This is a genomic window from Variovorax gossypii (assembly GCF_003965815.1).
Classification (GTDB): Bacteria; Pseudomonadota; Gammaproteobacteria; order Burkholderiales; family Burkholderiaceae_C; genus Variovorax; species Variovorax gossypii.
This window is the reverse complement of the sequence record NZ_RXOE01000002.1, coordinates 823,400-847,098: the sequence shown is the minus strand read 5'-3', so window position 1 is coordinate 847,098 and position 23,699 is coordinate 823,400. Positions and strand designations below refer to the sequence as shown.

Genomic DNA, 23,699 nt, shown 5'->3' with positions numbered 1-23,699 from the left:
CATGCCTTCCCCGAAAAGCGCCGCCTTTCCCTCGGCGACGCAGGCCGTCCTCTTGTTCGTGGCGCTGTTCCTGGTCGAGCTCGTCATCGGCGCCGCGCTGCGCGACGCCAACGGATGGCTCGACCTCAGCAGCATGCAGATCGGCGTGCTCGCGGCCGTGCTGGGCAACGGCTGCGTGTTCGCGGTGCTGATGCACTCGCAGAAGCTCACCTACCGCGAGCTCTTCCATCAGTCGCGGGCCTCTGCCGGCGCGACGCTGATGCTGGTGGTGCCGCCGGCGCTGCTGCTCGTGCCCGCGCTGCTGCTGACGATCACCTCGGCGCTCAACCTGATGATGCGCATCCTGCCGCCCTCGGCATGGGAAGAAGCCATGTTCAGCCGCATGGCCGACGGCAGCGTCGCCGCCGTGCTCGCGGTGTGCGTCATGGCGCCGCTGCTCGAGGAGATGCTGTTCCGCGGCATCGTGCTGCGCGGCTTCCTGCAGCGCTATCCGCGATGGCAGGCGATCTTCATGTCGGCGCTGCTCTTCGGCGCGGCGCACATGAACATCTACCAGTTCGTGGTCGGCCTCGTGATGGGCACGGTGCTCGGCTGGCTCTACGAACGTACGCGCTCGCTCATTCCGTGCATCGCGCTGCACGCTGCCTACAACACCACCACGCTGCTGCTGGCCGACTGGCTCGATGCGGCATCGCCGTCGCGCCTGCTGTGGATCGCGCTGCTCGCGCTGGCCGCCGCCGCATTCGGCACGCTGGTGCTGCGCGCGATGCTGGTGCCTCGCGCGGCACGCGGCGGCAGTTCGGCCTGAACCGGGTCAGCTAGCGAGGCAAGGGGCGCGCGTCGACCGCCTCGCCATCGATGATGAAGTGCCCGCCCGCCACGTGGTGCAGCGTGCGCAGCTCGTCGTGTCCGTCGAAATGCCAGCGCCCGTTGGAGAACACGCGCTCGTCGGCCTGCGCGGCGATCACCTCGCCCAGGAACAGGTCGTAGCGCTGCTGGATGGCGGGCTCGGGCAGCAGCCGGCATTCGAGCCAGGCGGCGCAGCCTTCGAGCAGGGGCGCGTCGGTGGCCGTGCCCGCGAAGGTCGAGAGGCCGTAGGCGGCGAACTTGTCCTGCCCCGACTTCTCGACGATCTCGCGGCCGGAGCTGTTGCCCAGCGCCTCGGTCAGGTCGAGCTGCGCGCGCACCGGCACCTGCAGCGCGAAAGAGCCGGCGCCTTCGAGCAGCTCGCGCGTCCAGGTGCTCTTGTCGAGCACCACCGCCACCTTGGGCGGATCGAAGTCCAGCGGCATCGCCCAGGCCGCGGCCATGATGTTGCGCCTGCCGCCGTGCGAGGCGCTCACGAGCACGGTGGGGCCGTGGTTCAGCAGGCGGTAGGCCTTGGTCAGCGCGACGGGTTGGCGATGCGATGCGGTCATGGTAAGGAGCGGATGTCAGGTTTCGGGTTCGTCCACGGGCAGCCGGCGGACGGCGACCGTGCGGATGCGCTGCGCATCGACCTCGGTCACCACGAAATCGTACCCGTCATGCGTCCAGCGGGCATCGCGCGGGGGCAAGCCGCCGAAGCGCGCCAGCAGCAGGCCGGCGACCGAGGTGTAACTGTCGTCGTCTCCCACCAGGCCGTGCGTCTGCAGCGCCTGCTCCAGCAGGTGCAGGTCGGCGCTGCCGGACACGGTCCAGGCATCGGGCGCGGTCTGCAGGATCTCGAGCGTCTCGTCCTCGTCGGGGAACTCGCCCGCGATGGCCTCCAGCACGTCGATGGGCGTCACCACGCCCGTGAGCGTGCCGTGCTCGTCGCTGACCAATGCGAGCTGGCCGCGCGCGCCGCGCAGCGTGTCGATGAGCCGGATCGCGGTGGTCGACTCGGGCACGTAGATCGGCGCGCGCAGGCCGGAGCTCTCGTCGATCCTGCCGTGGCGCAGCAGCTGGCCCAGCAGGTCCTTGGCGCGTGCCACGCCCACCACCTCGTCGAGCGAGCCGCGGCACACGGGGAAGATGCCGTGCGGCGTATCGAGCAGCTGCTCGCGCACCGCCTCGGGGGCGTCGTTGAGGTCCACCCACGAGATGTCGGCGCGTGGCGTCATCACCGAACGCACCGTGCGCTCGGCCAGCGTGAGCACGCCGCTCACCATGTTGCGCTCTTCGAGAGCGAATGCCGGTTGTTCCGCTTCTTCCGGCGCCGTGTCGGCCGCGCCCACGCCGACCAGCACGGGCTCGCCGGGCGCCCTGCCGCCGAGCAAGCGCAGCACGGACTCGGCCGTGCGCTCGCGCAGCGGACGGCGCGCCTCGTGCTTCAGCTCGTTGCGCCGCGCCCACTGGTTCAGCGCCTCGATCATCACGGAGAAGCCGATGGCACCGTACAGGTAGCCCTTGGGAATGTGGAAGCCCAGGCCCTCGGCCACGAGGCTCAGGCCGATCATCAGCAGGAAGCTAAGGCACAGCATCACCACCGTGGGGTGCGCGTTCACGAAACGGGTGAGCGGCTTCGAGGCCCACAGCATGATGCCGATGGAGATGACGACCGCAGCCATCATCACCGGCAGGTGATCGACCATGCCCACGGCGGTGATCACCGCGTCGAGCGAGAACACCGCGTCGAGCACCACGATCTGCGTGACCACCAGCGAGAAGCTCGCATAGGCAGCCGTGCCGGTGCTGACACGTGCTGTCACTCCTTCGAGCCGCTCGTGCAGCTCCGAAGTGGCCTTGAACAGCAGGAACAGGCCGCCGCCCAGCAGGATCAGGTCACGCCCCGAGAAGCCCTGCCCCCACAGCGAGAACAGCGGCGTGGTCAGCGTCACCAGCCACGAGACGATGGACAGCAGCGCCAGCCGCATGATGAGCGCGAGGCTCAGGCCGATGAGCCGCGCCTTGTCGCGCTGGCGCGGCGGCAGCTTCTCCGCGAGGATCGCGATGAAGATCAGGTTGTCGATGCCCAGCACGATCTCCAGGACGACCAGCGTCAGAAGACCGAGCCAGACGGCCGGGTCGGAGAGCAGTTCGATCATGATCCGGAGAAGCGTGCAACGTCGCGCGCGCAGGCGCGGCCCGGCATGGTGCGGGCCGCATCGGACGGCATGGGAAAGAAGATGCGGGCTGGTGCCGCGGGAGAAAAGCTGGCGCAGGCCAGCGGCCTACTGGGAGGCTCGGAGGATGAGTTCACCCGCGCAAGTCTATCGGACGCGCTGTGACAGCCTTCGTTTAACAGCCTGCCTCCGTGGGGCTTCTTCCATGTCCAAGCCCACATCTACGGCGCATGAGCTGACCTGCGGCTTACCGCACCGACGGTTTCGTAAATTCAACGCAGCTTTACGGCTTGTTCATCAAAGTGCCGCGGCAACGGTACGAACATGCGGGTTCCGGCAGCAACAACCGATGTCGCGACTTCTTTTTCTCCGACCGGTGCCGCCGGGCCGCACGACGCAAAGGAAGAACACGCCATGGCATCCAACGCATTGCAACCCTTCTCCTCCTCCCTCTCCTCTCCCTCCTCCGCATTCCCCGAACCCGTGTCCGAAACCGAGATTCCCGCGCTGGTCGCGCAGGTGTACGAGTCGGCACCCGTCGCCGACCGCTGCCATCTCGTCGAGACACTGCTGCGCCCGCTGGGCGTGCTCTCGCTGGTGGCAATAGCCAACGGCATCTTCGCGAAGATCCGCTTTCAGAACGCAGGGCACGACCTGAACGTGCGCATGGAAGATCTCCAGAACGTGCGCGGCGCCGACATGGCCGCACTGGTCCATCACGCGCAGCAGGTCAGCGTGGAGACCGTGGACAGCCTTGCGCAGCGGCTCGGGGGCGCTGGCGGGCTCCGCAGCTGCGGCGCTGCTGATCGGGCTGCTGATGCGGCGTGCGCGTGCGCGGAATGCCGTGCAGGCGCGGCAGCCGGTGGACGATGCCTCGCTGGATCCGCTCTGAGCGGGCTGAGGCAATCGTCCGTTTGACTGCTTGCCTTCTAGCTCGCCAGCGAGCCCTCGACGCATGTGACGCATGAGCCGCCGATACGGATACTGCCGCCCGAGTCCACATTCACCTCTATGCGTCCATTGCGGCCGACACAGCGCCCCTGGGTCGCAAGGTAGTCCCGCCCATCAGCGGGCAGCAGCCCTCGCGCCCACAGGAACGCGGCCACGCTGCCGTTGCCGCTTCCGCACACCGGGTCTTCCGCGACGCCACACGAAGGAGCGAATGTGCGGACCTCTATCGCGGCATCTCCGGAGCGATGCGGCCCGAACACCGTCAGGCCCGTCACGCCAAGTCGACGCTCCAGATCGGCCAGCCTTGCAAGATCCGGCTGCAAGCCGATGACGCTGTCCGCATCTTCCATGTGCGCGACGAGCCAGATGGGACCCACGTTCACGACGGCCGGTTCGATCTTCAACCTGTTTCCGAGAATCGACTCCAGCTCCGCCAGGCCTGCCTTGTCCAATGCATCCAGCCTTGCCGGTGGCAGCGCGAAGCTCAGGCGGCGCTCGTCGCCCGTTTGCGCGACAGTCAGCTCGACAAGGCCGATGCCGCACTCCTGGATCAACCGACCGCTGCGGCGCGGCGCGACACGTCCGGCCTCGAGGACCGCGTGGGCGCTGCCGAGCGTCGGATGACCGGCAAAGGGAAGCTCGCTGCGTGGGGTGAATATCCGCAGGCGGTAGTCGGCCTCGTCCGACGAGGGTGGAAGCACGAAGGTCGTTTCCGACAGGTTGGTCCAGCCTGCGATGGCCTGCATCTGGGCGGTATCGAGTCCGTCCGTGTCGAGGACGACGGCGACCGGGTTGCCCAGGAAGGGCCGGGAGGTGAAGACATCGACCACCTTGTAGGCTCTTTTCATGCTTCGTCTCCCCGACGCTCGCCTGCGACCACGGCGTCGATTTCTGCAGCCTCGATGCCGTACTTCGCCATCCTGGCCCGATGGTCGGCCGTGCCCAGGTACGTCCGGAGCTGCCTGTTCACCGCCTGCACGAGCTGCTGGTTCTGCTTGTTGAACGAGAAGGCTCCGACCGGGAACCGTCCACCCGCGCTGCCTTCGCTCGCAACCACCTCCAGGTCCTCGTGGATCGCTGCGAGAGCGCGATTGCCGACCGTGGTGCTCACGTATGCATCGATCTTCCCCGCCAGCAGTGCGGCAACTGCAGCGGGCTGGTCCTTGAACGTCACGATCCGGTCTTCGGCGACTCCCGCGGACCTTGCCGAGTCGATCTGCACGGTGCCGACGACAGTGCCCAGCCGGGCATCGCCGCGGGATGCGACGGCCTTGTAGCCTGCAAGCGCCTTCGGGTTTCCGCGCGGAACCAGGAACCCGTCGCCGATCGCCCAGACCGGCTCGCTGAACGCGACCTGCTTAGCCCGCTCGGGCGTCACGAAGATCGGCACGTTCATGTCCCATCGCCCCTCCTGCACACCGGGCAGGAGTTCGCCGAAGGAGGTGAGATGGTGCTCGATGGCCGAAACCCCGATCGCCCGAAGCACCACCTCGGCCAGTTCGATGTCTGCCCCGGTCGCGGCCTGGTCCTGGCCCGTCCAGTAGAAGGGCGGCTCTTCGATGTATGCGATTCGTACTTTCATGCTCTGCTCGACTTTCCAGAAGGGAAACAAACGGCTCTCGTGTCGATGTCGATCACGCCGCGGCGGCATCGAGGCTCGACGAAAGAGCGGCCAACGCAGCCCCCAGGCGCGCGGGAGGCAGATACCCGAAGCCCAGCCGGAACACCCTGTCGCTCTCGCCGAACCACTTGCCCGACGCAAGCTGCAGGTCGTGGTCGGGCAGCAGCTGCCAGAAGCGCGAGACGGCGGCATCGTCGAACACGTCGGCCCGCAGCCTGAGGCAGCACAGTGCTCCGCCCTCCGGCCTTATCCACTCGATGCGCTCCTGCTCGCCCCGGCACCAATTCGAAAGCTCCTGCAACGCACCGGCAAGAAGCCGGCGGCGCGGCACGAGCACGCGCTCCCTGTGACGCAACAACGCCGCGGCGAGCGTTTCATCGAGGACCGATCCGGAGATCACGGTGTTCATCTTGGCGATGGTGAGCCGTGACCTGAGATCGGCGTCCGCCACAGTGAGCCAGCCAGTCCGCAGCCCGGGCGCACCGAGCGCCTTCGAAACGGACGAGCCGGTCACGATGCGTGGATCGAGACTCGCGAAGCTCTCGACCACCGCGCCGTCTCCGTAGGTGGCCTCGCGATAGGTCTCGTCGATGAAGAGAAGCGCAGCCGGGGACAGCCGCGCCATCGATCCGAGGAGCTTCTCGACATCGGCGCGAGAAGTTCGCACGCCGCTCGGGTTCTGGGGCGAAGCGATGCTCACCAGCTTCGTCTTCGAGGTAAGGCTCTCCTCGATCCGGCCCAGGTCGAGCCGGTAGCCGCTCTCGAACGAAAGCTTCACTTCGCGAACGGTCACGCCGGCTCCAAGCAGGCAGTCGCGGCTGGGCGGAAAGCATGGCGTCGCCAGGACCGCCTCGTCGCCGGCACGGCAGACCTCGAATGCGAGCAGGAAAAGCCCCAGCGCCGTACCCTGGGTCGTGATGACGTGCTCCGCCGGGACACCGCATGCCTCCGCGATCTCCCGACGCAGGGCGAGCGCGCCGGCAGACGTGCCATAGCCGAGCTTCAGGTCGCGAATGCTCTCCAGGCCCGGGAGATCGAGCAGCTCGCCGAGGCTCAGGTCCTGCGACGTGCTTTCCGCCAGATTGAACGGGCGGTTCACATCGAGAAGGGAAATGATCTCGTTGTAAGGAAACCTTCCACGCCACGCAGAAGAAGAGGTGGAGGAAGAGGAGGAGGAGGAAAACGCCTCGCGCAGGCTGGCTTGCCGCCCATCGGAAAGACTCTCTTGAACAGCTGCCATTCTTTCGCCTCGAATCCGTTGTCAATGCTGGAACGGAAGAATCGTATAGAGCGAAGAGCAACCGCAACAGCCACAGTTTTGCGCTTTTTCGACCATCACAGTTTGCTTGTCGATTCGCACTCCCGCGATCGACAATCGCGCTCGTCATCACGCTGAACGCAACCATGGACGTGCACGCCCCCTACCGATACGAACAGCTGGCCGACCTCGTCGTCGACATGATCGACAAGGGCACGCTTTCCGCGGGAATGCGAGTTCCGTCCGTGCGCGCCATCAGCGAGCAGCACCGGATCAGCATCGCGACCGCGCTGCAGGCCTATCGCATGCTCGAGGACCAGGGGATTCTTGTCGCAAGGCCGCAGTCGGGCTTCTACGTATCGAATGCGCGCCATGCTGCATTCGCATTGCCCTCCACTTCACGGCCTCGCGCGAAGGCATCGACCGTTTCGATCAGCGGCGTTGTCGCGACCCTGCTCGAGCATGCCTCGAACATGTCGCTCGTTCCGCTCGGATGCGCCGTGCCCGACGTGGGCCTGCTGCAGTCGAAGCGGCTCGACTTCACCCTCGCACGCCTGGCGCGCCAGCACGGCTCGCGCCACAACGTCTACAGCCCGCCGCGCGGCGAGCCCGGTTTGCGCCGCGAGATCGCGAAACGGTCGATGCGCATGGGGCATGCGCTTTCGCCGGAAGACGTGCTCATCACCAGCGGCTGCACCGAAGCGCTGACGCTCGCACTTAGCGCCGTGGCCAAACCGGGCGACACGATAGCCGTCGAGTCGCCCACCTATTTCGGGCTTCTGCACACCCTCGAGGTTCTGGGCCTGAAGGCACTGGAACTGCCGACGGACCCGGCCCGCGGCGTCGACATCGCGGCACTGGCACGGCTGCTGGGCAAAGAGCCGGTGGCGGCATGCGTGCTGTCTTCGAGCTTCAACAATCCGCTGGGGTCGGCGATGGCCGAAGCCGACAAGCGCTCGCTGCTCGGGCTGCTGTCGGAGCATTCCATTCCCCTGATCGAAGACGACGTCTACGGCGACATCCACTTCGGCCGCGATCGGCCCAAGCCCTTCATCGCGCTCGCTCAAGGTGCGGGCAAGGTCATCTACTGCAGCTCCTTCTCGAAGAGCCTCGCGCCGGGATACCGCGTCGGCTGGATCGTGCCGGGCGCCTATTCGCAGCAGGTGTTGGCACGCAAGCTGGCATTCAGTCTTTGCAGCCCGGTCCTGCCGCAGGTCGCGGTCGCGGAGTTTCTGGCGAGCAACGCCTATGACATTCATCTGCGCAGGGTCCGGCGCGTTCTCGAAGAAAACCTTACGCGCATGGTGCGCGCGATAGAGGCCAGCTTTCCGCCTGAGACCAAAGTGAGCAGGCCTGCCGGCGGCTTCATGCTCTGGCTCGAGCTCCCGAAGCAATTCGATTCGCGCGCGCTGTTCGAGGAAGCGCTGGAGCACGGCATCTGCTTTGCGCCTGGCGATGTGTTCTCTGCAAGCCGGCGCTTTCGCAACTGCCTGCGGCTGAGTGCGGGGCATGCGTGGACGGAGCGGATCGATGCCGGTGTGCGGCGGTTGGGAAAGCTTGCGCGGGCGCAGCTTGGTCGGTGAAGCTGGTCGGTAGCGCACGAGCATTTCGTGCCTGCGGGCATGCGGGCACCTGACGAAACCGACCTGGCGGCGCTGCGTGACATTGCCGCGCGGACGCGAGCAACGAAGCCTTTCGCAAGTTGCGCGAGGACGTGGCGGCTGCGGGTGAAGTGTTCCTGTCCGGGTTCGATCCTGCGGAACTGGAAGCGACGCTGCGGGGCACCGGACTGCAGCTGCTGGAAGACCTCGATGGGCACAAGGCCGTTGCGCGCTATGACCCGAAGGGGCTGAATTGTTGCGTGGCTATACTGCGGCCGTCACGTCAAAAAGAGGCGTGATCGGGATTGGCGTCCCGAGTAACCCGCTGCGACGCAAGCCGCAGATTCTCCGCAGAGACCCTGCGGCTTTCGTCGTTCGTGCCTCCAGTTTTGGCGGCTCGGACAGGGAGCCGCAAGGCTCGCCGGTTCGCGCAAGCGGGTTCCCGGTACGCCAACCTGTTCGAGCTGCCGCCTCCAATTGGCGTTGGGTGCGGCGGTTGTAGCAAACCGAACCCCTTGGAGGCCATTCATGGCTGTATCCGCTCGCGCGTCCGCGCGCGTCTCCCAATTTCCCGAATCACCCGAAGCCGCCAGCGTTGAGTCGCTTGCACTGCAGGCATGCGATGACATCGACAACCTGCACGAGCTGCAACGTGCATATGCAGGCTTGGAAAAGCTCATCGTTTCGCAGAACGTGAACGATACGGAAGAGATTTATCCGACTCGCACCGAACTCGGAGCGCTGGTGCGAGTGGTCAACGAGGAGTTGAAGCGGCGGATCGAAACGGCTGACTCTGCGCTTCAGTCGTTGCGTGCTGCCTTGAGCGAAAGCGGTACGCGATGAACACTCTTTCTTCGCAACTCACCCATTCCCTTTGTCTTCGGCTTGACCCCAAGTCAAGAAGCCTTCGGTCCACGCGCTCTTGTCGACCTGATACTTGTCGACACTGAAACCATCGAGCGCCTCCGAGAAGCCTGTCAGATTGCGGGCGCGGTCAATCGCAAGCACTGCCCTTGCCTCGGATGAAAAGACACCCAGCAGCTTGACGTCTTCCTCCGCATCAGGAAGTTGATGGACATGGTGAACAAGAAAGACATCAGTCATTCATTTCGCTTCCCGTCGACTCAACATGCTCGGCCGAATGAATCAGATGGCCCACTGACTCGATCTGCCTAGTCTCGACAAGATCCTGGGCGACTCTTCTTATCACCGCTTGCGAGATTTCCTGCACCACGATCATGTTCGTCGCACAGACATACAGGCCGTGCGCGCACTCCCCGGTCCGTCCCCAGCGAGCCATGAGTGTTGTCAGATTGGAGACGGTGAAGAAGGTCACGGCAAATGCGCGGCCGTCTCGCAGTTTGATATGGACGTCGACGTTGTCGTCCAAGGTCGGCTCGGCAAGGCCGGTTGGGAAATGAAGGGAAAAATCGGTCATGTCGAAGGTATGGGCGTATTTCTTATCAGCAGTCGAATGCTGTAGTAGTAGCACGCATCTCCTACGGGGTTGCCCGATTCTTGCTGGCTCATTGCCAATCATCTGAAATTGCAAGAGCTATGCCGAACTGCTCGCCGCACTTCACAACACGCTCTCCACCGAAATCCTGTACGGTCTCAACCGTGATCGCCCCCTTCCGAAGAAACGCCATACTGCGTTCATCAAAAACGATATCCACGTAGTTGCCAGCTTGGTCGAAAGCGAATCGCCCATCACCGAGAAACTGGGAGTAAACCGGGTGCTCCTCGAATTTCACAGACTCAATCAACCAGTATCGGACGCCGATCAACTCCCCTTCATTCGATCGAAGATGGTCATAGAAGCAGCCCCCGAGGCTCATGTCTGGCGCTTCCTCTTGCCTGTTGGTGGTGATACTTCTCGGGAGAAGCAAATGGTTCATTTGAGATGCTGACTCTGTGGGACCTCGCGCACGATGTATGGACTCGCCAAGCTCGCCTTGCAGAAGAGACGAGATCCTGACCCTGCATTTTCATGTGACATCTTCAGCCCTCAGTTTTTCTGTTGTTGAAGAAGCCGTGGCAAGACCAAACGACCGAGTCAAGGTCTAAGGAGGCGAATCTGACTCGCCATGGCAACCTCATCAGGTGAAAGTCGCCATCACTTATGTAGCCAATTTGCTCATCCAGGCGCACCTGAACCGCGATGTCACTCTTGTAGTCGACGCACCCTGTGACTTTCAACTCCTGCCCGGCACGAACTTGCGCTATTACGTTCGCCTTCGAATCTGGCTCGCCCAGAGTTCTCCTCGGGTAAAGAGGGCCATCCGCAACCAAGATATATGTTTCGGAGGCGATGACTAGAAGTACGGCCACCAAGATGGTTAAAGACACAAGGGCAACAACAACTCTCTTCATTTCGGAGGCGAGTAAAGGTTATTTTTCCCCTTATGGACGGTACAACCAACTGCTCTTGGGGAGCGATTGAACTTTTCTCAAGTCCACGAGGGAATCAACAATCCGAGGCTCATTGGAGAACCATCTCTGAAGAACTTTTACACCATGCCGTATCAGCCACGCGGCCACAAGCAACGCTGCCCGCCAACCCCAGTCTGAGCGGCCAAAGTAACAAGCGGCCTTCTCTGTTCATTGAAAATCTAGGGCACCGAGCAAGACCGAACCCTGACCCTCGCTAACTGCTGTATTCGAGAACTGGCTTCCGGAGTGCAGCAAGGTACAACTCGCAGTTGGCTCGTAGCTCTTCAACGGTTTCGCCCGCAGGAAAAGTTGGTTCCGCGCTGTGACCCTGCACCCTACCGTCTTCATAGTAGTAGACCTCGTAGATAGCGACCTCGCCACCTCGGTTCATTACTCGATATTCCCAAGTCATAAAATTAACGGAAGTCTGACTCCGATTCCCCCTGCGCCTATTTGCGCTTCATATTGGTTAGCAGATTCTTTGCCTCCACGCGCTCATCTTCGCTGATGTATTTGGATTTGGCGGCGGCAGTCAGATACAGCAATGCTCGCTGGGCACTAGCACTCGAACGCTTGTGCAGGAAGATCTTTCCGAGTTCGTATGCTGCTGACCCATCGCCTTGCGCATATGCCCTCTCAAACCAGAACTTCGAGCGGCGTAGATTATCGGCGTCGCGATACCACACGCCCATATTGAGGCATCCTGCAAGATTACCTCGCATGGCCGCGCGTCGATACCACCGATATGCACCTGCTGGATCCTTCTTGACGCCAATCCCATGATCGAGAAAGTAGCCCACACTATTAAATGCATCCTCCTCCCCGTTGAGCGCTGCAGCTAAAAAGAGTTGAAAGGCTTTTTTCCTTTCGCCTGCATCCCATGCTTCGTTGGCCTCATCAAAGAGGCTTGTGTATTCATTGCTATGCCCATCCATGGATGACTCCTTTCAACGTGTAGGCCAATCAGCAGGTTTTTTCTTTTCGTTGGTCTTGCCCGTTTGGTGGTCTTTGCAAATGATCTTATTCGGGTCGGTTGGATGATCTCTGCAATGCTTGTAGGGGTTGTTCGTCCCCTTCCCTGAAGTACCTCCGGTGGCGCCACGCTCTCCACGCCCGCGACTTTCCATACACCAGTCGATAAACCTATCCCAAAGGCTCGGGCTCGGCTCTGGCTGGACTGGAGGTGCAGGAGGTGCAACAACGGCAGCTGCTCCGGCAATGCCAATGCCCGCAGCTGCGCAGGCAGCAGCGTTCGCGGGATTGGCACACGCTGCCACCGATGTCAAACCCGTCGAGTCGCTATACAGCAACGGATTCAATTCGGCATAGGAATACTGATTCCACCCGCCATCGAGCCCGATCGGGTCCGGCTGGCTGTACCGCCCGGTCCTGGCGTCGTAGCTGCGGAAGTAGTTGTAGCTCAGCCCCGACTCCTCATCCGCGTACTGCCCCGGATAGCGCAGGTTGAACTTCACCTCCGCGATGTTCGTAGTGCCCGGGTTGGGGGTGATCTCCGTGTTGGCGAACCTGTTCCTTGCCGTGGTGGGCTTGTCCTCCCCGAAGGCGCTGTAGCCCCACTGCCAGACAGCTTGCCCGTCCGCGCTGCTCAGCTTCCTCGGGGTGTTCAGGTGATCGCTGTGGATGGCGTAGGTGGCGCCATCGATCACGGCCGCAATCGGCATCGGCCCATTTGCGGTCGGCAGATAGATGTACTGGCTCTGCCCCGCACTGGCTGTGCCCCCGCTGCCCACCTCCGCGATCAGCGTGCCCTGCTCGTCGTAGACGTAGGCGTAGCCCAGCTGCTCAGCTGTTGCGGTCGTCGGGCTCCAGAGCTTCGTGAAGAACGCGATCAGGCTGGCCATGAAGCCCGGGTCGGCCTCGTCACCCTGGCTCGGCGGGTACAGCGGCTCCGTCTTGAACACCCGCTGCCCCAGCGCGTTGTGCGCGTAGCGCGTGGTCGGGCTCACATCGGTGGCGCCTGTCGTTGCAGCCGCCAGCCTGCCTTCGGCATCGTAGGTGTAGCTGCGCAGCCCGTCGGTGAGCAGGTCGCCGTTGGCGTTGTAGCCGTAGGTGACGCTGGTGTTGCTCGCTCCGTTGATGCTCTGGGTGAAGCCCGTGAGCTGGTTGCTGCTGGCGCCCACCGTGTAGGTGCGGCTCGTCGTCTGGCCGTTCAGCACCCGGGTGCTGCTGGATCGGTTGCCGTTGGCGTCGTAGCCGAAGCCTGCTGTGTTGCCCGTGGCGTTGAAGCTGGTGATGCGACCCACACTGTTGTAGCCCACGCTCCAGGTCACGTTCGCATTGGCGATGGTGCTGTGGGTCGGATCGGTGTCGCCGGGCAGGTTCAGGTTCTGCGTGAGGCTCGTGATGCGGCCTGCGGCGTCATAGCCGTAGCTGCTGAACTCGGTGCTCGTGAGTCGGCCTGCGGTGTTGTAGCTGCGGCTGGCCGTGAGCTGCGGGCTGCCGGTGGTGAAGGCCCAGGTCCAGGTGGTGGGCTGGCCCAGCGGGTTCCAGGCGATGCCGCTGACCAGCGGGGTGCCGTTCCAGTTCAGGCCCGTGAGGCGGCCCGTGGCGTCGTAGACGTGGCTGAGGGTGCCGCCGTTGGGATAGCCGATGCTCGCCAGGGTGCCGTTGGGGTTGTAGGCGTAGCTGACCTGCTGGACGCTGCCCGTACTCGTGCCTGTTGCGAGGGTCTGCTTCTTGAGCGTGATGCGCCCGAACGCATCGCGGGTGTACTCGGTGGTGCCGCTGCGGTCGAGGATCTCCGACAGATACCCCTTGCTGTTGGCCGTGAGGTCGTAGCGCAGGGTGGTGGTCTTGCCGTCGGCGAAGACCATCCCGGTGGGGCGGCCCAGGGCGTCCCGGGTGATGGTGGTCGCCTGGCCCAGCGCATCGGTGACCTGGCTGGGCAGGCCGAGGTTGTCGTACTGGGTGCTGGAGCCTCCCGTGTCTGCGCTGCTCTCGGTGGTGGCATTGCCTTGGGCATCGCGGCCATAGGCGGTCACCACGCCCTTGAAGTCCTTGGCCTCGGTGACGGCATCCAGGGCGTTGTACTTCAGGGTGGCGCTGGCGTTGGCTGCGTCGGTGACGCTCTTGACGCGGCGCAGGCTGTCCAGGCCGTAGTTGGTGCTCTGGTTCAGGCCGTTGGTCGAACTGGTCAGCTCGCCGTTGGCGTCGTAGCCGAAGGTGCTGCTCTGGTTCGCGCCTTCGGTCCTGCCCGAGAGGCGGTTGATGTTGTTGATGGTTCGCGCCACGCTCCAGGCGACGTTGCCGGCGCTGTCCTTGATCTGCTCGGCGGTGCGGTTGCCCATGCCGTCCAGGGTGTAGGTGCCGGACTCGCCTCGGTTGTTGCTCCAGCCGGTCAGGCGGTGGGCCGCGTCGTAGGCGTAGGTCAGGACGAGGCCGCTGGGCAAGGACACTGTCTCGACCGTGCCGTAGGGCTTGTAGGTGAGAACCGTGGTCTGGCCGCCGGTGCTCTGGGTCAGCAGGCGGTCGCGCTGGTCGTAGGTGTAGGTGGTGACCAGGCCGTTGGGGCCTGTCGAGCTGACGACTCGGTTGGCGAGGTCGTAGCCATACTGAGTCACATGGCCCAAGGCGTTGGTGGAGGTGAGGACGTTGCCTCGGGTGTCGTAGGTGTAGCTCGTCACCGCGCCGTTGGGCTCGGTGGCGGTATCGACCAGTTGCGAAGCGTTGTAGGTCCACTGCCAGAGTTGGGCCTTGTTGGTCACCGTGTCCGCGACCGTGCGGGTCAGGACGTTGCCGACGGCGTCGTAGGTGTAGGCGGTGGTGCGACCGGGCTCGGTGACCAGCAGGGGCAGCGAGAAGGTCGCGTGCCATTGCGTCGTGACCGTGCGGGCATCGGTGCCAACGGCTTCAGTGACACTGGTGGGCAGACGGCGGGCTGTGTCCCATACATAGTCGGTACGGAAGCCCAAGAAGTCGATCTCACTGCTGACGAGGCCGTTGACATCTTGCACACGACTGGCCGCATCGGGTTCGCCTTCCCCAGAAGGGAGACTGCCAGCAGTCACGGCCAGCCTGCCCTTGATGATGCTATAGCCGTAGCCTCGGCTGGTGTTGAGTGGATCGACCACCGTCGCCGAGCGGCTGGAAGGGTAACTAGCCTGGTAGCGCGAGACGCCGCCAGCCAGTTCACTGGCGATGGCTCTGCCCTGGCTGTCGTAGCTGAACGTGCCCCAACGTGCGCCTGCCTCGTCGAGGATGCCGGTAAGGGCTAGCGGGTAGGTGCTGTTTTCGTAGAGAAAGGACCGACTCTTGCCATCGGGGTAGGCCACAGTGACCAGACGACCTGAAGCATCATAGGTGTAGCCGATGACGCGGCCATCGGGTGTAGTGACGGAAGCCAATTTGTCGTTGGCATACGAAAAGACCAGGGAGCGCCCAAAGGAATTGCTAACGGTGCCAAGGTATCCAGCACCGTCATAGCCATAGGTGGTGACAAAGCCGTTTCGCTCAGTCGTGGTCTGAGGCTTGCCGTCGGCAGTGAAGGCCGTGACGGAGTCGTCGTCAGCACGCTTATAGAACCAGACGCCCCCAGCTTCGGTCAGAGTATCGGCACCGTTGGCGGCGCTCCAAGTCGAGGTCCCTGCCGCCTTGATGAAGCTGCGCAGGTAGCCTTCGGGGCTGGTGATTGTGGCCGTGCTCGGCGAGTTAACGGGGGTCAGCTTGAGGTGGATGGCATGGTTGTGGGTCCACACTCGACCCAACTCGCTATTGGGCCGTGAGGTGTCATTTCCCCAATTGCTGCGATAGGTACGGATCAGAGTTAGAGGCGCTGGACCCGAATCGGCCCAGTCAAGTTCTGAGCGGTACTTTTCTGCAGACGCTAGCGCGATGGGAAATGGCGTCCATATACCGGCAATAGGCGCCTTGCACAATGGACCGGCTAACTGTTTAGGCTCGGGGGCAGCAGCTTCGCAGGCCGTAGCGCCGGCATTCTCCAAAAAACCGGGCCTACATTGGCATGCCATCCCGCCGCTGGGGGCTTGTTCCTCTACGCTGTTGCTGGAACACTGGCCATTAGAAACTGCCGAAACGATAAACGTCATCGTGTTTTCGATGCCATTTGTCATGGTGTACCGCAACGAACATCTCGCGTCGGATCCGACGCTTGATGACAGGTAGCGAGAAGGATCTCCGAGCCAAGCCTTAGATCCAACCTCGCAAGCTTGCTCTGGTGATTCCGACAGCGGGTGCCACACCCCTATATCGAGACGGTATCCCACCTCGTAAGGCACGTAAGCCGAAGCAAGAGATGGCCAGCAGAAAAAAAACGGCACAAAAAGGATCATTGCCGCCTTGCATAGCCACCCGAACACACGATGCGCGTGACGACTCGATGAAAGCCATGCATGCAAAGACCTCTTTCCCTCCCTCATCGCACTCTCCCTCATGCTTTCTCGGTTATGTACCTGAATAGCTCAGACCAAATGCCCATCGCCTGCAAAGATCAGCATCTTTTTAGCAGCTGACTAATCCCTCAAGTGACGCATGCCGTCGCGACGCACACTCTGTACAAGCTTTTTCAGCCTAGCTGAGAGCCTGCACACCGACAACGACAGCCTGATGGCATGCAGAACCGAATTCCGCCGCCCACATCATTCAGCGTAGGCACATACATTCGGCCCACGCTGCCCTACCTATACGTGCACCGCCGCCAACCCACCCACAGCCAACCCCGCCACAGCCACCCCAAACATCGCCCTCTCCAACCACTTGTTCTTGGTCAGTAGAGCAATGGCCGCCAACGCAATGGAAACCTGCAACACAGTAGTAGCCTGAGCCCACCGATGATGCTGATGCATCTGCTCATCCGACTGCGCATCCCACTTGCTCGCTTCCGCCTCCAGCTTTTTCGCCTCGGTCTGGATCTCCGTCTTCTCCTGCTCGTAGCGCGTCACCTTGGCCTGCCAGCCCTGCTTGCGTGCGTCGTCGGTCGCGGTGTCGCGTGCAAACTCGGCGAGGGCCTGCTTGGTGCTCTTCGACTGGAAGTAATTCCACTGGTTGGAGGCTTCGGTCTTCTTGATCGCGGCGTTGTTCTTGTAGATGCCGGCGTTGGCCTGCGTGGCGCCGCCCATGTACGCGAAGATGGCGCCGAAGGTGGCGATGACCGCGGTGCACATCGCGATCTTGCTCGTGCTGCTCATTCCGCCGGAATGCTCGTGGTCTCCTGACGATTCCGAATGGCCGTGGCCGCCGTTCGTTGCGTGTTCGAGTTCGTGGTCGTGCGGGCCGTGCACGTGAAAGCCGTGTCCTGACATGGGGTCCTTGCTTGTCGTTGAAATATGGGTTTTCCGGGCGCGCGCGAGTATGCACTGTTGCGCGGAGTCAGCTTCCGGTCCGCGAGCCATTGCCAGCATCGTGCGGCAACCGCACACTTGCCTGCCTGCCATGGCCACCGAAACCTCGCCGACACCGACTGCCAACGCCCGCCGACCCGGCTTCGCCGACATCGTGGCGGGTGTTTCCATCGCGGGCCTGCTGTTGCCCGAGGCGGTGGCCTATTCGGGCATCGCAGGGCTGCCGCCGCAGGCGGGCGTAATCGCACTCTTCGCGGGCCTGCTGGTCTACGGTCTCTTCGGCAGCAGCCGCTTCGCAATCGTTTCCGCCACCTCTTCTTCCGCCGCGGTGCTGTTCGCGGCCACCACGTCGGTGACGGGTGTGGACACCGCCACGCGGCTCGCGATGGGCATGGGCATCGTTCTGCTGGCGGGAGTGTTCTTCGTCATCGCGGGCGTCGCGCGGCTGGGCGCGGTGTCGAGCCTGATCGCCAAGCCGGTGCTGCGCGGCTTCGCACTGGGGTTGGCGCTCACCATCGTCGTCAAGCAGCTGCCGAAGGTGCTGGCTGTGCATCCGGCGCACAGCGATTTCTTCAGGCTCGTCGCCGGGCTTGCGGCTGAATGGCGGCACTGGAACATCGCGGGCGCGGCGATGGCGCTGGTGGCGCTCGTGCTGCTGCGCGGTCTGGCGCGCTGGCGCGCGGTGCCGGCCGCGCTGCTGGTGATCGTGGCCGGCATCGTGCTCGACGTGAACGGCCTGTGCCAGGCCTGGGGCGTGGCGGCTGTGGGGCCTATCTCGCTCGACTTCTCGCACCCGACCGTGCCGCAGCTCGACCGCGCACAGTGGCAGACCCTCGGCGGACTGGCCTTCGCGATGGCGTTGATTCTCTATGCCGAGTCGTACGGCTCGATCCGCACTTTCGCCATGCGCCATGGCGACAACGTGTCGGCCAACCGTGACCTGCTGGCGCTGGGAGGCGCGAACCTGCTGTCGGCGCTCTTCCAGGGCATGCCGGTGGGCGCGGGCTACTCGGCCACGTCGGCCAATGAATCCGCGGGCGCGAGGAGCCGCGCGGCCGGCATCGTGGCGGGGCTGGTGGTGCTGCTGGCGGTGCTCACGCTGCTGCCGTGGATCGCGCACACGCCCGAGCCGCTGCTGGCGGCCATCGTGATCCACGCGGTGAGCCACACGCTCAACCCGGCGGCGCTGCGGCCCTACTTCGAGTGGCGGCGCGACCGGCTCGTCGCCCTGGTGGCGGTCGCGGCGGTGCTGGTGCTGGGCGTGCTCGACGGCCTGCTGGCGGCCATCGGCGTGAGCCTGCTCTTGCTGCTGCGCGGCTTCTCGCGCACCACCGTGAGCTGGCTCGGGCGGCTGGGCCAGAGCCACGATTTCGTCGACATCGCACGGCACCCCGAGGCGGTGGTGCCGCCGGGCGTGCTCATCGCACGGCCCGAGGTGCCGCTCTTCTTCGGCAATGCGGATGCGGTGTTCGCGTCGATCCGCGCGCGCATCGACGCCACACCGGGGTTGCAGCGCATGGTGCTGAGCCTGGAAGAGTCGCCCGACCTCGACGCGACCAGCATCGAGGCGCTGTGCGACTTCGCTGCCTACGTGCGCGTGCGAGGCCTTCGTCTCTCACTGGCGCGCGTGAAGGACGACGTGCGCGACCTGCTCGCGAAGGTGAATTCGCCCGACCTGCACGCCGAGGTGTACGCGCCGTGGAGCGTGGACGACGCGGTGCAGCCAGAAGAAAGCAGGACGCCACGGTCTTCTTGATCACGTACCACTGGATACAGCGTGTTCAACCGTATGGATTTCAGTTCCTGGAGGGTGGCTTGGGCTCGCGGCTTTCCCGCAGAACCTTAAGTCGTGGTTCCGCCTGACCTGGCGGAATCTGACCTTCTGCCTCCAATCGCTTGAGGCGCCGCTCATCTGCCCGATTCAGAGCATCTTTGAGCATTGCCATCTTGCGATCGTTGCAAGGTTCGCACTCGTAGTAGCTTCCGGGGTCGGTCGTGGGCCCAAGCGCTTCGTTCAACTCCGCGGTACTGATTCTCCCCGTGGGTTCGATACCGATAGCGAGGATCTTTCCGTTCTTGAACGTAACGAGCGCACTGCCCTCGCATCCGGTTTCTTGCGCCTGCGGCACGAGATACGACTTCTTTGAGACCCTCCGCATATGACGTAGCGCATAGAACACATCTTCGACGGTCAAGACAACATCCTGGCAATCCAGAAAATCTTTGTTCTCCCACGCTGTTTTCCCCGACGGGTTGTCGATCTTGATCGACTTTACGAAGGCTGCCGGATAGCGCTTGTCTGCCGCGTGAACCGACAGGGCCATAGCTGCGGTAGCCAGCGTTACCGCAAGAACGATGACTTTTTTCATGGCGTCGGGACCACCAGATTCCAATTCGCACCTTGTGCCTCGGTCGTATTTTTTCTGCTGGCTTCCGGATGTCGAAATATCTCGCTCGGTGCGATCTGCATGGAGTCCTCTAGTGCCTTGACAAGCCACGAGAGTGTCTGGTTCTGGGCTGCGGTCGGTGTGTCATATACACCGTACCTTCCTCTCAATTCGTCCATGGAGAGTTTGTTGTTTCGTGGCACCTGAAACCCCGCTGGTAGTCTGGCTCTGCCCACCATCTCGATGCCGATGGCCTCCATGTTGCCTGGATACCGGTCGCCAGGTGCCCTGCGCATCTCGATGCGATGCATCAGGTCCACCGCGTTCACGCCCGCAGGGTAGTCTCGCGGAGAGTACTTCCCGGTGATCAGGCACCTCGCCTTCAGCGGCCCGACATGGTTCGTGCGCTGGTAGATCGCGGCGGTCTGGTAAATAGTGCCATCGGTGTCGACAAGAAAATGCGCGCCATTGGCCTTTGGGCGCGTGTAGCTGTTCAGCGAGGACGCTGAAGTGTCCGCATCGGTCTGATGCACGACGATGCCTGTGATCGTGCTCGTACGTCTACCGCGTTCGATCGCAGGGCTGCGCGCATTGCGGACTTTCGCGTGAATGATCATTCCATCCGTGGCAATTTGAATTGCCATACGGCCTCCCGGAAATTAATTTCTCGTTGTTGATGCGGGTGCACCGGAACATGCAAGTTCCTCAACCTGCAGGCTTGCTTCGATGCACCCGCCCGGGATGATATCGACCCGAAAATTTGATTTGTAGCGGCCCGAGTTGCCGCTTTTCTGCGCTACCGCTGACGCAGTGTTCGCGTCGGTCAGCGCAACGCCGCCTGCCGCCTGAACTCGCTCGGGCTGCCGCCCGTGTGCTCGCGGAACACGCGGCTGAAGTGCGAGAGATTGCCGAAGCCCGAAGCCAGCGCGATGTCGGTGATCGACCTCGCCGCGTTCGTCGGATCGAGCAGCTCGCGGATGCTCGCGGCCAGCCGCTGGTGCTGGATGTAGCCGTTGAGCGTCTCGTCGTCGTCGGCGAAGGCGCTGTGCAGCAGGCGCTTGCTGCAGCGCAGGGCCAGCGCCATGCTGTCTATCGAGAGCGAAGGGTCGTGCAGGTTCTGCGCGACGTGGCGGCGGATGCGGTCCTTCAATGCTTCGCGCTGCGTCTGTGGCGTTTCCTGCCCTGCCAACTCCATGAGTGAAAGGCGCACAAGCTGTATCAGCAGCTCGCCCGCACCTCGCGCCGCCGCTTCGCTCATGAAAGGCAGCTCGAGATACGTGTTGCGCATGGTCTCCAGCGCCACGCGAGAGATGCCGCTGCCGCCGCCGATGCGGCGCGCCACCAGGTCGTTGAGCGGCAGCGCGGGCGATGCGATCTGGTCCTTGGGCAGCATCACGATCAGGTGGTCGCTGCGCTCGGGGTTCGCCACGGTGTAGTCGGCGGTGGTGTCGTAGAGCGTCCAGCCGCCCGAGCGCACGGCGGCGGCGCGGCCGCGCTGCGTGACCTCGGCCGAGCCCTGCCAGGGCGCGACGATCTTCAGGTACGGGGCCTCGCTCATTCGCGCCATCTGCGTGGTGCGCAGCACGCGGTGGCGGTTGGCCTCCAGCCGCGTGAGGATCACGTCGCCCGCGTGCGATGCCGCGAGGTGGCCGTCGAATTCGCTGTCGTCGTAGAGGTCGGAGCCCAGGCCGCCGAAGTGGCGCCACACCCATTCGCACCACAGCGGCCCGCGCTCCTTGGGCGGGATCTGGTCGGTGGACAGGAGCAATGAGGCGGTCATGCAGGCTGGGCGACGAAGACAGGGACGGGTCGGAACGACGAGAACGAAAGATTTCAGCACGAAGCCGGGTTGCCGCGCATTGTGAAGCGCCTTCAGGGCGCAAGGGATTGCGGGTTAACCACTAGGCGCCTGCACGCAGCGACAAGTGCTTTGTGCACGGCCGGCACAGCACCCGAAGCCCCCGATTTCTACGATCCCAGGCAGCGGGCGCATACCGACGCCCGGAGGAGACCTCAATGCTTGGACCCAATCGCCGTCACTGGATCAAGGGCACCGCCACCGCCCTGGGCGCGGCCGCCGTCGCGCCGCAACTGTTCGCACAGAACAGCACGGGCGGCCCCGTGAAGATCGGCTACGCCATCGCGCGCACCGGCCCGTGGGCCGCCGGCGCGCAGGTGAGCCAGGAGCCCAACTACCTGCTGTGGGCCGAGCAGGTCAACGCGGCGGGCGGGCTTTCGGTGAAGGGTGCGAAGCGGCCCATCGAGCTGATCGGCTACGACGACCGCAGCGAGACCGAGACCTGCGTGCGCACCTTCGAGAAGCTCATGGGCAGCGACAAGGTCGACCTCGTGCTGCCGCCCTGGGGTTCGGGCGCCAACTTCGCGGTCGCGCCGCTGGCCAACCGCTTCGGCTATCCGCTGCTGGCGCCCACCGCGCTTTCGCGCAAGCTGATCGACATGCGCCTGCCCTTTTTCTTCTCGCTGCTGCAGCAGCCCGACAAGATGATGGGTGCGCTGGTCGACATGCTGGTGGCGAACAACGTGAAGACAATCGCCATCGTCTACATGGACGACCTGTTCGGCCTGGAGAACTTCGCGGCACTGAACAACGCGCTGAAGAAGACGAGCATCCAGGTGGTCGAGCGCAAGAGCTACCCGCTGGGCGTGAAGGACCTCGCGCCGGTGCTGCGCACCATCAAGGACCTGAACCCCGACGCCTTCATCGGCATCACCTACCCGCCCGACACCATCCTCGCGAGCCGGCAGGCGCGCGAAGTGGGCTTCAACCCGAAGTACTTCTACGCCTCGGTGGGCACGGCCTTCCAGCTCTACAAGAACGTGATGGCCGCCAACACAGAGGGCGTGATCGGCATGGGCTCGTGGAACGGCAAGACCAGCCCCGAGGCAAAAGCGTACTTCGATGCGCACACGAAGAAGTTCGGCAAGGAGCCCGACCGCTGGGCCAGCGGCCATGCATGGGCCGGCCTGCAGATCCTGCAGCAGGCGGTGGAGAAGATCGGGCTCGACCGCAAGGCATTGCGCGAACACATCGCCAAGACCGAGTTCAAGACCATCCTCGGCCCGATCCGTTTCGAGGGCAGCGAGAACGCATCCATTCCAGGCACGGTGTCGCAATGGCAGGGCAGCGACTTCGAAGTCGTCTGGCCCAAAGACCGCGCCACCGCGCAGCTGATGCCGAAACCGGCCTGGAAATAACGACGTGTCTTTCTCTGGATGGGCCGAGCTTCTTGCCGGCGGACTGATCACGGGCGGCATCTACGCGCTGGTGGCCATCGGGCTGAACCTGCAGTACGGGCTGATGCGCATCATGAACATCTCGCACGGCGAGTTCCTGATGCTGGGCGCCTTCGCGACGTGGTGGGCGCACACCGCACTGGGCGTGTCGCCGCTGCTCTTCATGCCCATTGCCTTCCTTCTGCTGATGGCTCTGGGCATGGCGGTGCACTGGCTGTGCTTCCGCCAGGTGGCGGCGCGCGCGCCGAACGTGGACGTGTTCGAGGCGCGCAGCCTGATGGTGGGCTTCGGCCTGATGTTCCTGGTGCAGAACACAGCCCTTCTCGTGTGGGGCGGCGACCTGCGCGGCTACGACTACCTGGCCGACCCGGTGCAGGTGGGCGAGATGCGCTTCACCGCCAACAAGCTGGTGCTGTTCGGCGTGGCGCTGGCGCTGAGCCTGGTGCTCATCGCGCTGCTCAAGCTCACGCTGCTGGGCAAGGCGGTGCGCGCGCTGATGCAGTCGCCCACCGGCGCGCAGCTCGTGGGCATCAACACGAAGCGGCTGCATCCGCTGATGTTCGGCATCGGCCTGGGCCTGTCGGGCGTGGCGGGCTCGCTGCTTTCGATGACCTATGAAATCTCTCCCTCGATGGGCGAGCCCTACACGGTGACGGCGCTGATCGTCATCACCCTCGGCGGCTTCGGCAGCATCGCGGGCAGCCTGGTCGGCGGCCTGCTGCTGGGCGTCGTGGAAGCGCTGGGCATGCACTTCACCAGCCCCTCGCTCAAGATGCTGCTGTCGTACGCCGTGTTCATCGGCGTGCTGATCTGGCGGCCCAACGGACTGTTCTCCAGAAAATGATTTCCT

22 protein-coding genes are annotated in these 23,699 nt (G+C 63.7%); 8 read left to right on the top strand and 14 right to left on the bottom strand.

Annotation, left to right across the window (positions count from 1 at the left end; translation table 11 throughout):
* Position 1: 1 nt before the first annotated feature.
* Positions 2-808 carry a CPBP family intramembrane glutamic endopeptidase gene (locus EJP69_RS11565; protein WP_126470191.1) on the top strand — a complete coding sequence of 269 codons (807 nt, stop codon included), beginning with the start codon at positions 2-4 and terminating at the stop codon, positions 806-808.
* Positions 809-818: 10 nt separating this feature from the next.
* Here EJP69_RS11565 and EJP69_RS11560 read toward each other — a convergent pair whose 3' ends face one another.
* Both EJP69_RS11560 and EJP69_RS11555 read right to left on the bottom strand, forming a co-directional pair.
* Positions 819-1,418 (bottom strand): flavin reductase family protein, encoded by a 600-nt coding sequence (locus EJP69_RS11560; protein WP_126470189.1) that lies wholly within the window; start codon positions 1,416-1,418, stop codon positions 819-821.
* A 15-nt stretch (positions 1,419-1,433) separates the two neighbouring features.
* Complete coding sequence (locus EJP69_RS11555; RefSeq protein WP_170217125.1) at positions 1,434-3,005, bottom strand: TerC family protein; 1,572 nt, start codon at positions 3,003-3,005, stop codon at positions 1,434-1,436.
* Positions 3,006-3,440: 435 nt separating this feature from the next.
* On the opposite strand from EJP69_RS11555, the gene EJP69_RS11550 reads away from it, so the two are divergent.
* On the top strand, positions 3,441-3,944 hold the full coding sequence (locus EJP69_RS11550; RefSeq protein ID WP_126470185.1) for a hypothetical protein: 504 nt from the start codon (positions 3,441-3,443) through the stop codon (positions 3,942-3,944).
* A gap of 11 nt (positions 3,945-3,955) precedes the next feature.
* Here EJP69_RS11550 and EJP69_RS11545 read toward each other — a convergent pair whose 3' ends face one another.
* The 3 genes from EJP69_RS11545 to EJP69_RS11535 are packed head-to-tail and all read right to left on the bottom strand — an operon-like array spanning position 3,956 to position 6,838.
* Positions 3,956-4,825 (bottom strand): PhzF family phenazine biosynthesis protein, encoded by an 870-nt coding sequence (locus EJP69_RS11545; RefSeq protein WP_126470183.1) that lies wholly within the window; start codon positions 4,823-4,825, stop codon positions 3,956-3,958.
* Positions 4,822-5,559, bottom strand: coding sequence for a transporter substrate-binding domain-containing protein (locus EJP69_RS11540; protein WP_126470182.1), 738 nt, complete (start codon positions 5,557-5,559; stop codon positions 4,822-4,824). The genes EJP69_RS11545 and EJP69_RS11540 overlap by 4 nt, the downstream gene beginning before the upstream one ends.
* Before the next feature lie 52 nt (positions 5,560-5,611).
* On the bottom strand, positions 5,612-6,838 hold the full coding sequence (locus EJP69_RS11535) for a pyridoxal phosphate-dependent aminotransferase (RefSeq protein WP_126470180.1): 1,227 nt from the start codon (positions 6,836-6,838) through the stop codon (positions 5,612-5,614).
* Between the two features lie 164 nt (positions 6,839-7,002).
* On the opposite strand from EJP69_RS11535, the gene EJP69_RS11530 reads away from it, so the two are divergent.
* From EJP69_RS11530 to EJP69_RS29830, 3 genes are all read left to right on the top strand, one after another.
* Positions 7,003-8,439: an aminotransferase-like domain-containing protein gene (locus EJP69_RS11530; protein ID WP_126470178.1), complete on the top strand. Its 1,437-nt coding sequence runs from the start codon at positions 7,003-7,005 to the stop codon at positions 8,437-8,439.
* Positions 8,440-8,558: 119 nt separating this feature from the next.
* Entirely contained in the window at positions 8,559-8,756 is a 198-nt protein-coding gene (locus EJP69_RS11525) for a hypothetical protein (protein WP_126470176.1), read from the top strand.
* Between the two features lie 229 nt (positions 8,757-8,985).
* On the top strand, positions 8,986-9,300 hold the full coding sequence (locus tag EJP69_RS29830; RefSeq protein WP_240652118.1) for a hypothetical protein: 315 nt from the start codon (positions 8,986-8,988) through the stop codon (positions 9,298-9,300).
* Between the two features lie 18 nt (positions 9,301-9,318).
* On the opposite strand, the gene EJP69_RS11515 is transcribed toward EJP69_RS29830, so the two are convergent.
* The 6 genes from EJP69_RS11515 to EJP69_RS11485 all read right to left on the bottom strand — a co-directional run bounded on the left by EJP69_RS11515 (position 9,319) and on the right by EJP69_RS11485 (position 17,168).
* Positions 9,319-9,561 (bottom strand): DUF7336 domain-containing protein, encoded by a 243-nt coding sequence (locus EJP69_RS11515; RefSeq protein ID WP_126470174.1) that lies wholly within the window; start codon positions 9,559-9,561, stop codon positions 9,319-9,321.
* Positions 9,554-9,895: a hypothetical protein gene (locus tag EJP69_RS11510; protein ID WP_126470172.1), complete on the bottom strand. Its 342-nt coding sequence runs from the start codon at positions 9,893-9,895 to the stop codon at positions 9,554-9,556. Before EJP69_RS11510 ends, EJP69_RS11515 begins: the two co-directional genes overlap by 8 nt.
* Positions 9,896-9,983: 88 nt before the next feature.
* Complete coding sequence (locus EJP69_RS11505) at positions 9,984-10,355, bottom strand: hypothetical protein (protein ID WP_126470170.1); 372 nt, start codon at positions 10,353-10,355, stop codon at positions 9,984-9,986.
* 984 nt (positions 10,356-11,339) lie between these two features.
* On the bottom strand, positions 11,340-11,825 hold the full coding sequence (locus EJP69_RS11495; RefSeq protein ID WP_093196245.1) for a tetratricopeptide repeat protein: 486 nt from the start codon (positions 11,823-11,825) through the stop codon (positions 11,340-11,342).
* A 12-nt stretch (positions 11,826-11,837) separates the two neighbouring features.
* Positions 11,838-15,878, bottom strand: a complete 4,041-nt coding sequence (locus tag EJP69_RS11490) for an RHS repeat-associated core domain-containing protein (RefSeq protein WP_476718503.1) — start codon at positions 15,876-15,878, stop codon at positions 11,838-11,840.
* Positions 15,879-16,547: 669 nt separating this feature from the next.
* Positions 16,548-17,168 (bottom strand): DUF4337 domain-containing protein, encoded by a 621-nt coding sequence (locus tag EJP69_RS11485; RefSeq protein WP_093196251.1) that lies wholly within the window; start codon positions 17,166-17,168, stop codon positions 16,548-16,550.
* A 130-nt stretch (positions 17,169-17,298) separates the two neighbouring features.
* Here EJP69_RS11485 and EJP69_RS11480 point away from each other — a divergent pair, with 130 nt between their 5' ends.
* Positions 17,299-18,963 carry a SulP family inorganic anion transporter gene (locus tag EJP69_RS11480; RefSeq protein ID WP_206169317.1) on the top strand — a complete coding sequence of 555 codons (1,665 nt, stop codon included), beginning with the start codon at positions 17,299-17,301 and terminating at the stop codon, positions 18,961-18,963.
* A gap of 40 nt (positions 18,964-19,003) precedes the next feature.
* On the opposite strand, the gene EJP69_RS11475 is transcribed toward EJP69_RS11480, so the two are convergent.
* The 3 genes from EJP69_RS11475 to EJP69_RS11465 all read right to left on the bottom strand — a co-directional run bounded on the left by EJP69_RS11475 (position 19,004) and on the right by EJP69_RS11465 (position 21,374).
* The gene (locus tag EJP69_RS11475) at positions 19,004-19,576 is read right to left on the bottom strand and encodes a hypothetical protein (RefSeq protein WP_126470166.1); all 573 of its coding nucleotides are present in this window, start codon (positions 19,574-19,576) and stop codon (positions 19,004-19,006) included.
* On the bottom strand, positions 19,573-20,238 hold the full coding sequence (locus EJP69_RS11470) for a peptidoglycan recognition protein family protein (protein ID WP_126470164.1): 666 nt from the start codon (positions 20,236-20,238) through the stop codon (positions 19,573-19,575). Before EJP69_RS11470 ends, EJP69_RS11475 begins: the two co-directional genes overlap by 4 nt.
* A gap of 179 nt (positions 20,239-20,417) precedes the next feature.
* Entirely contained in the window at positions 20,418-21,374 is a 957-nt protein-coding gene (locus EJP69_RS11465) for an AraC-like ligand-binding domain-containing protein (RefSeq protein ID WP_126470163.1), read from the bottom strand.
* 236 nt (positions 21,375-21,610) lie between these two features.
* On the opposite strand from EJP69_RS11465, the gene EJP69_RS11460 reads away from it, so the two are divergent.
* Together EJP69_RS11460 and EJP69_RS11455 are read left to right on the top strand one after the other, a co-directional pair.
* Positions 21,611-22,810 (top strand): amino acid ABC transporter substrate-binding protein, encoded by a 1,200-nt coding sequence (locus EJP69_RS11460; protein ID WP_126470161.1) that lies wholly within the window; start codon positions 21,611-21,613, stop codon positions 22,808-22,810.
* 4 nt (positions 22,811-22,814) lie between these two features.
* Complete coding sequence (locus tag EJP69_RS11455) at positions 22,815-23,693, top strand: branched-chain amino acid ABC transporter permease (RefSeq protein WP_093196254.1); 879 nt, start codon at positions 22,815-22,817, stop codon at positions 23,691-23,693.
* Positions 23,694-23,699 lie beyond the last annotated feature (6 nt).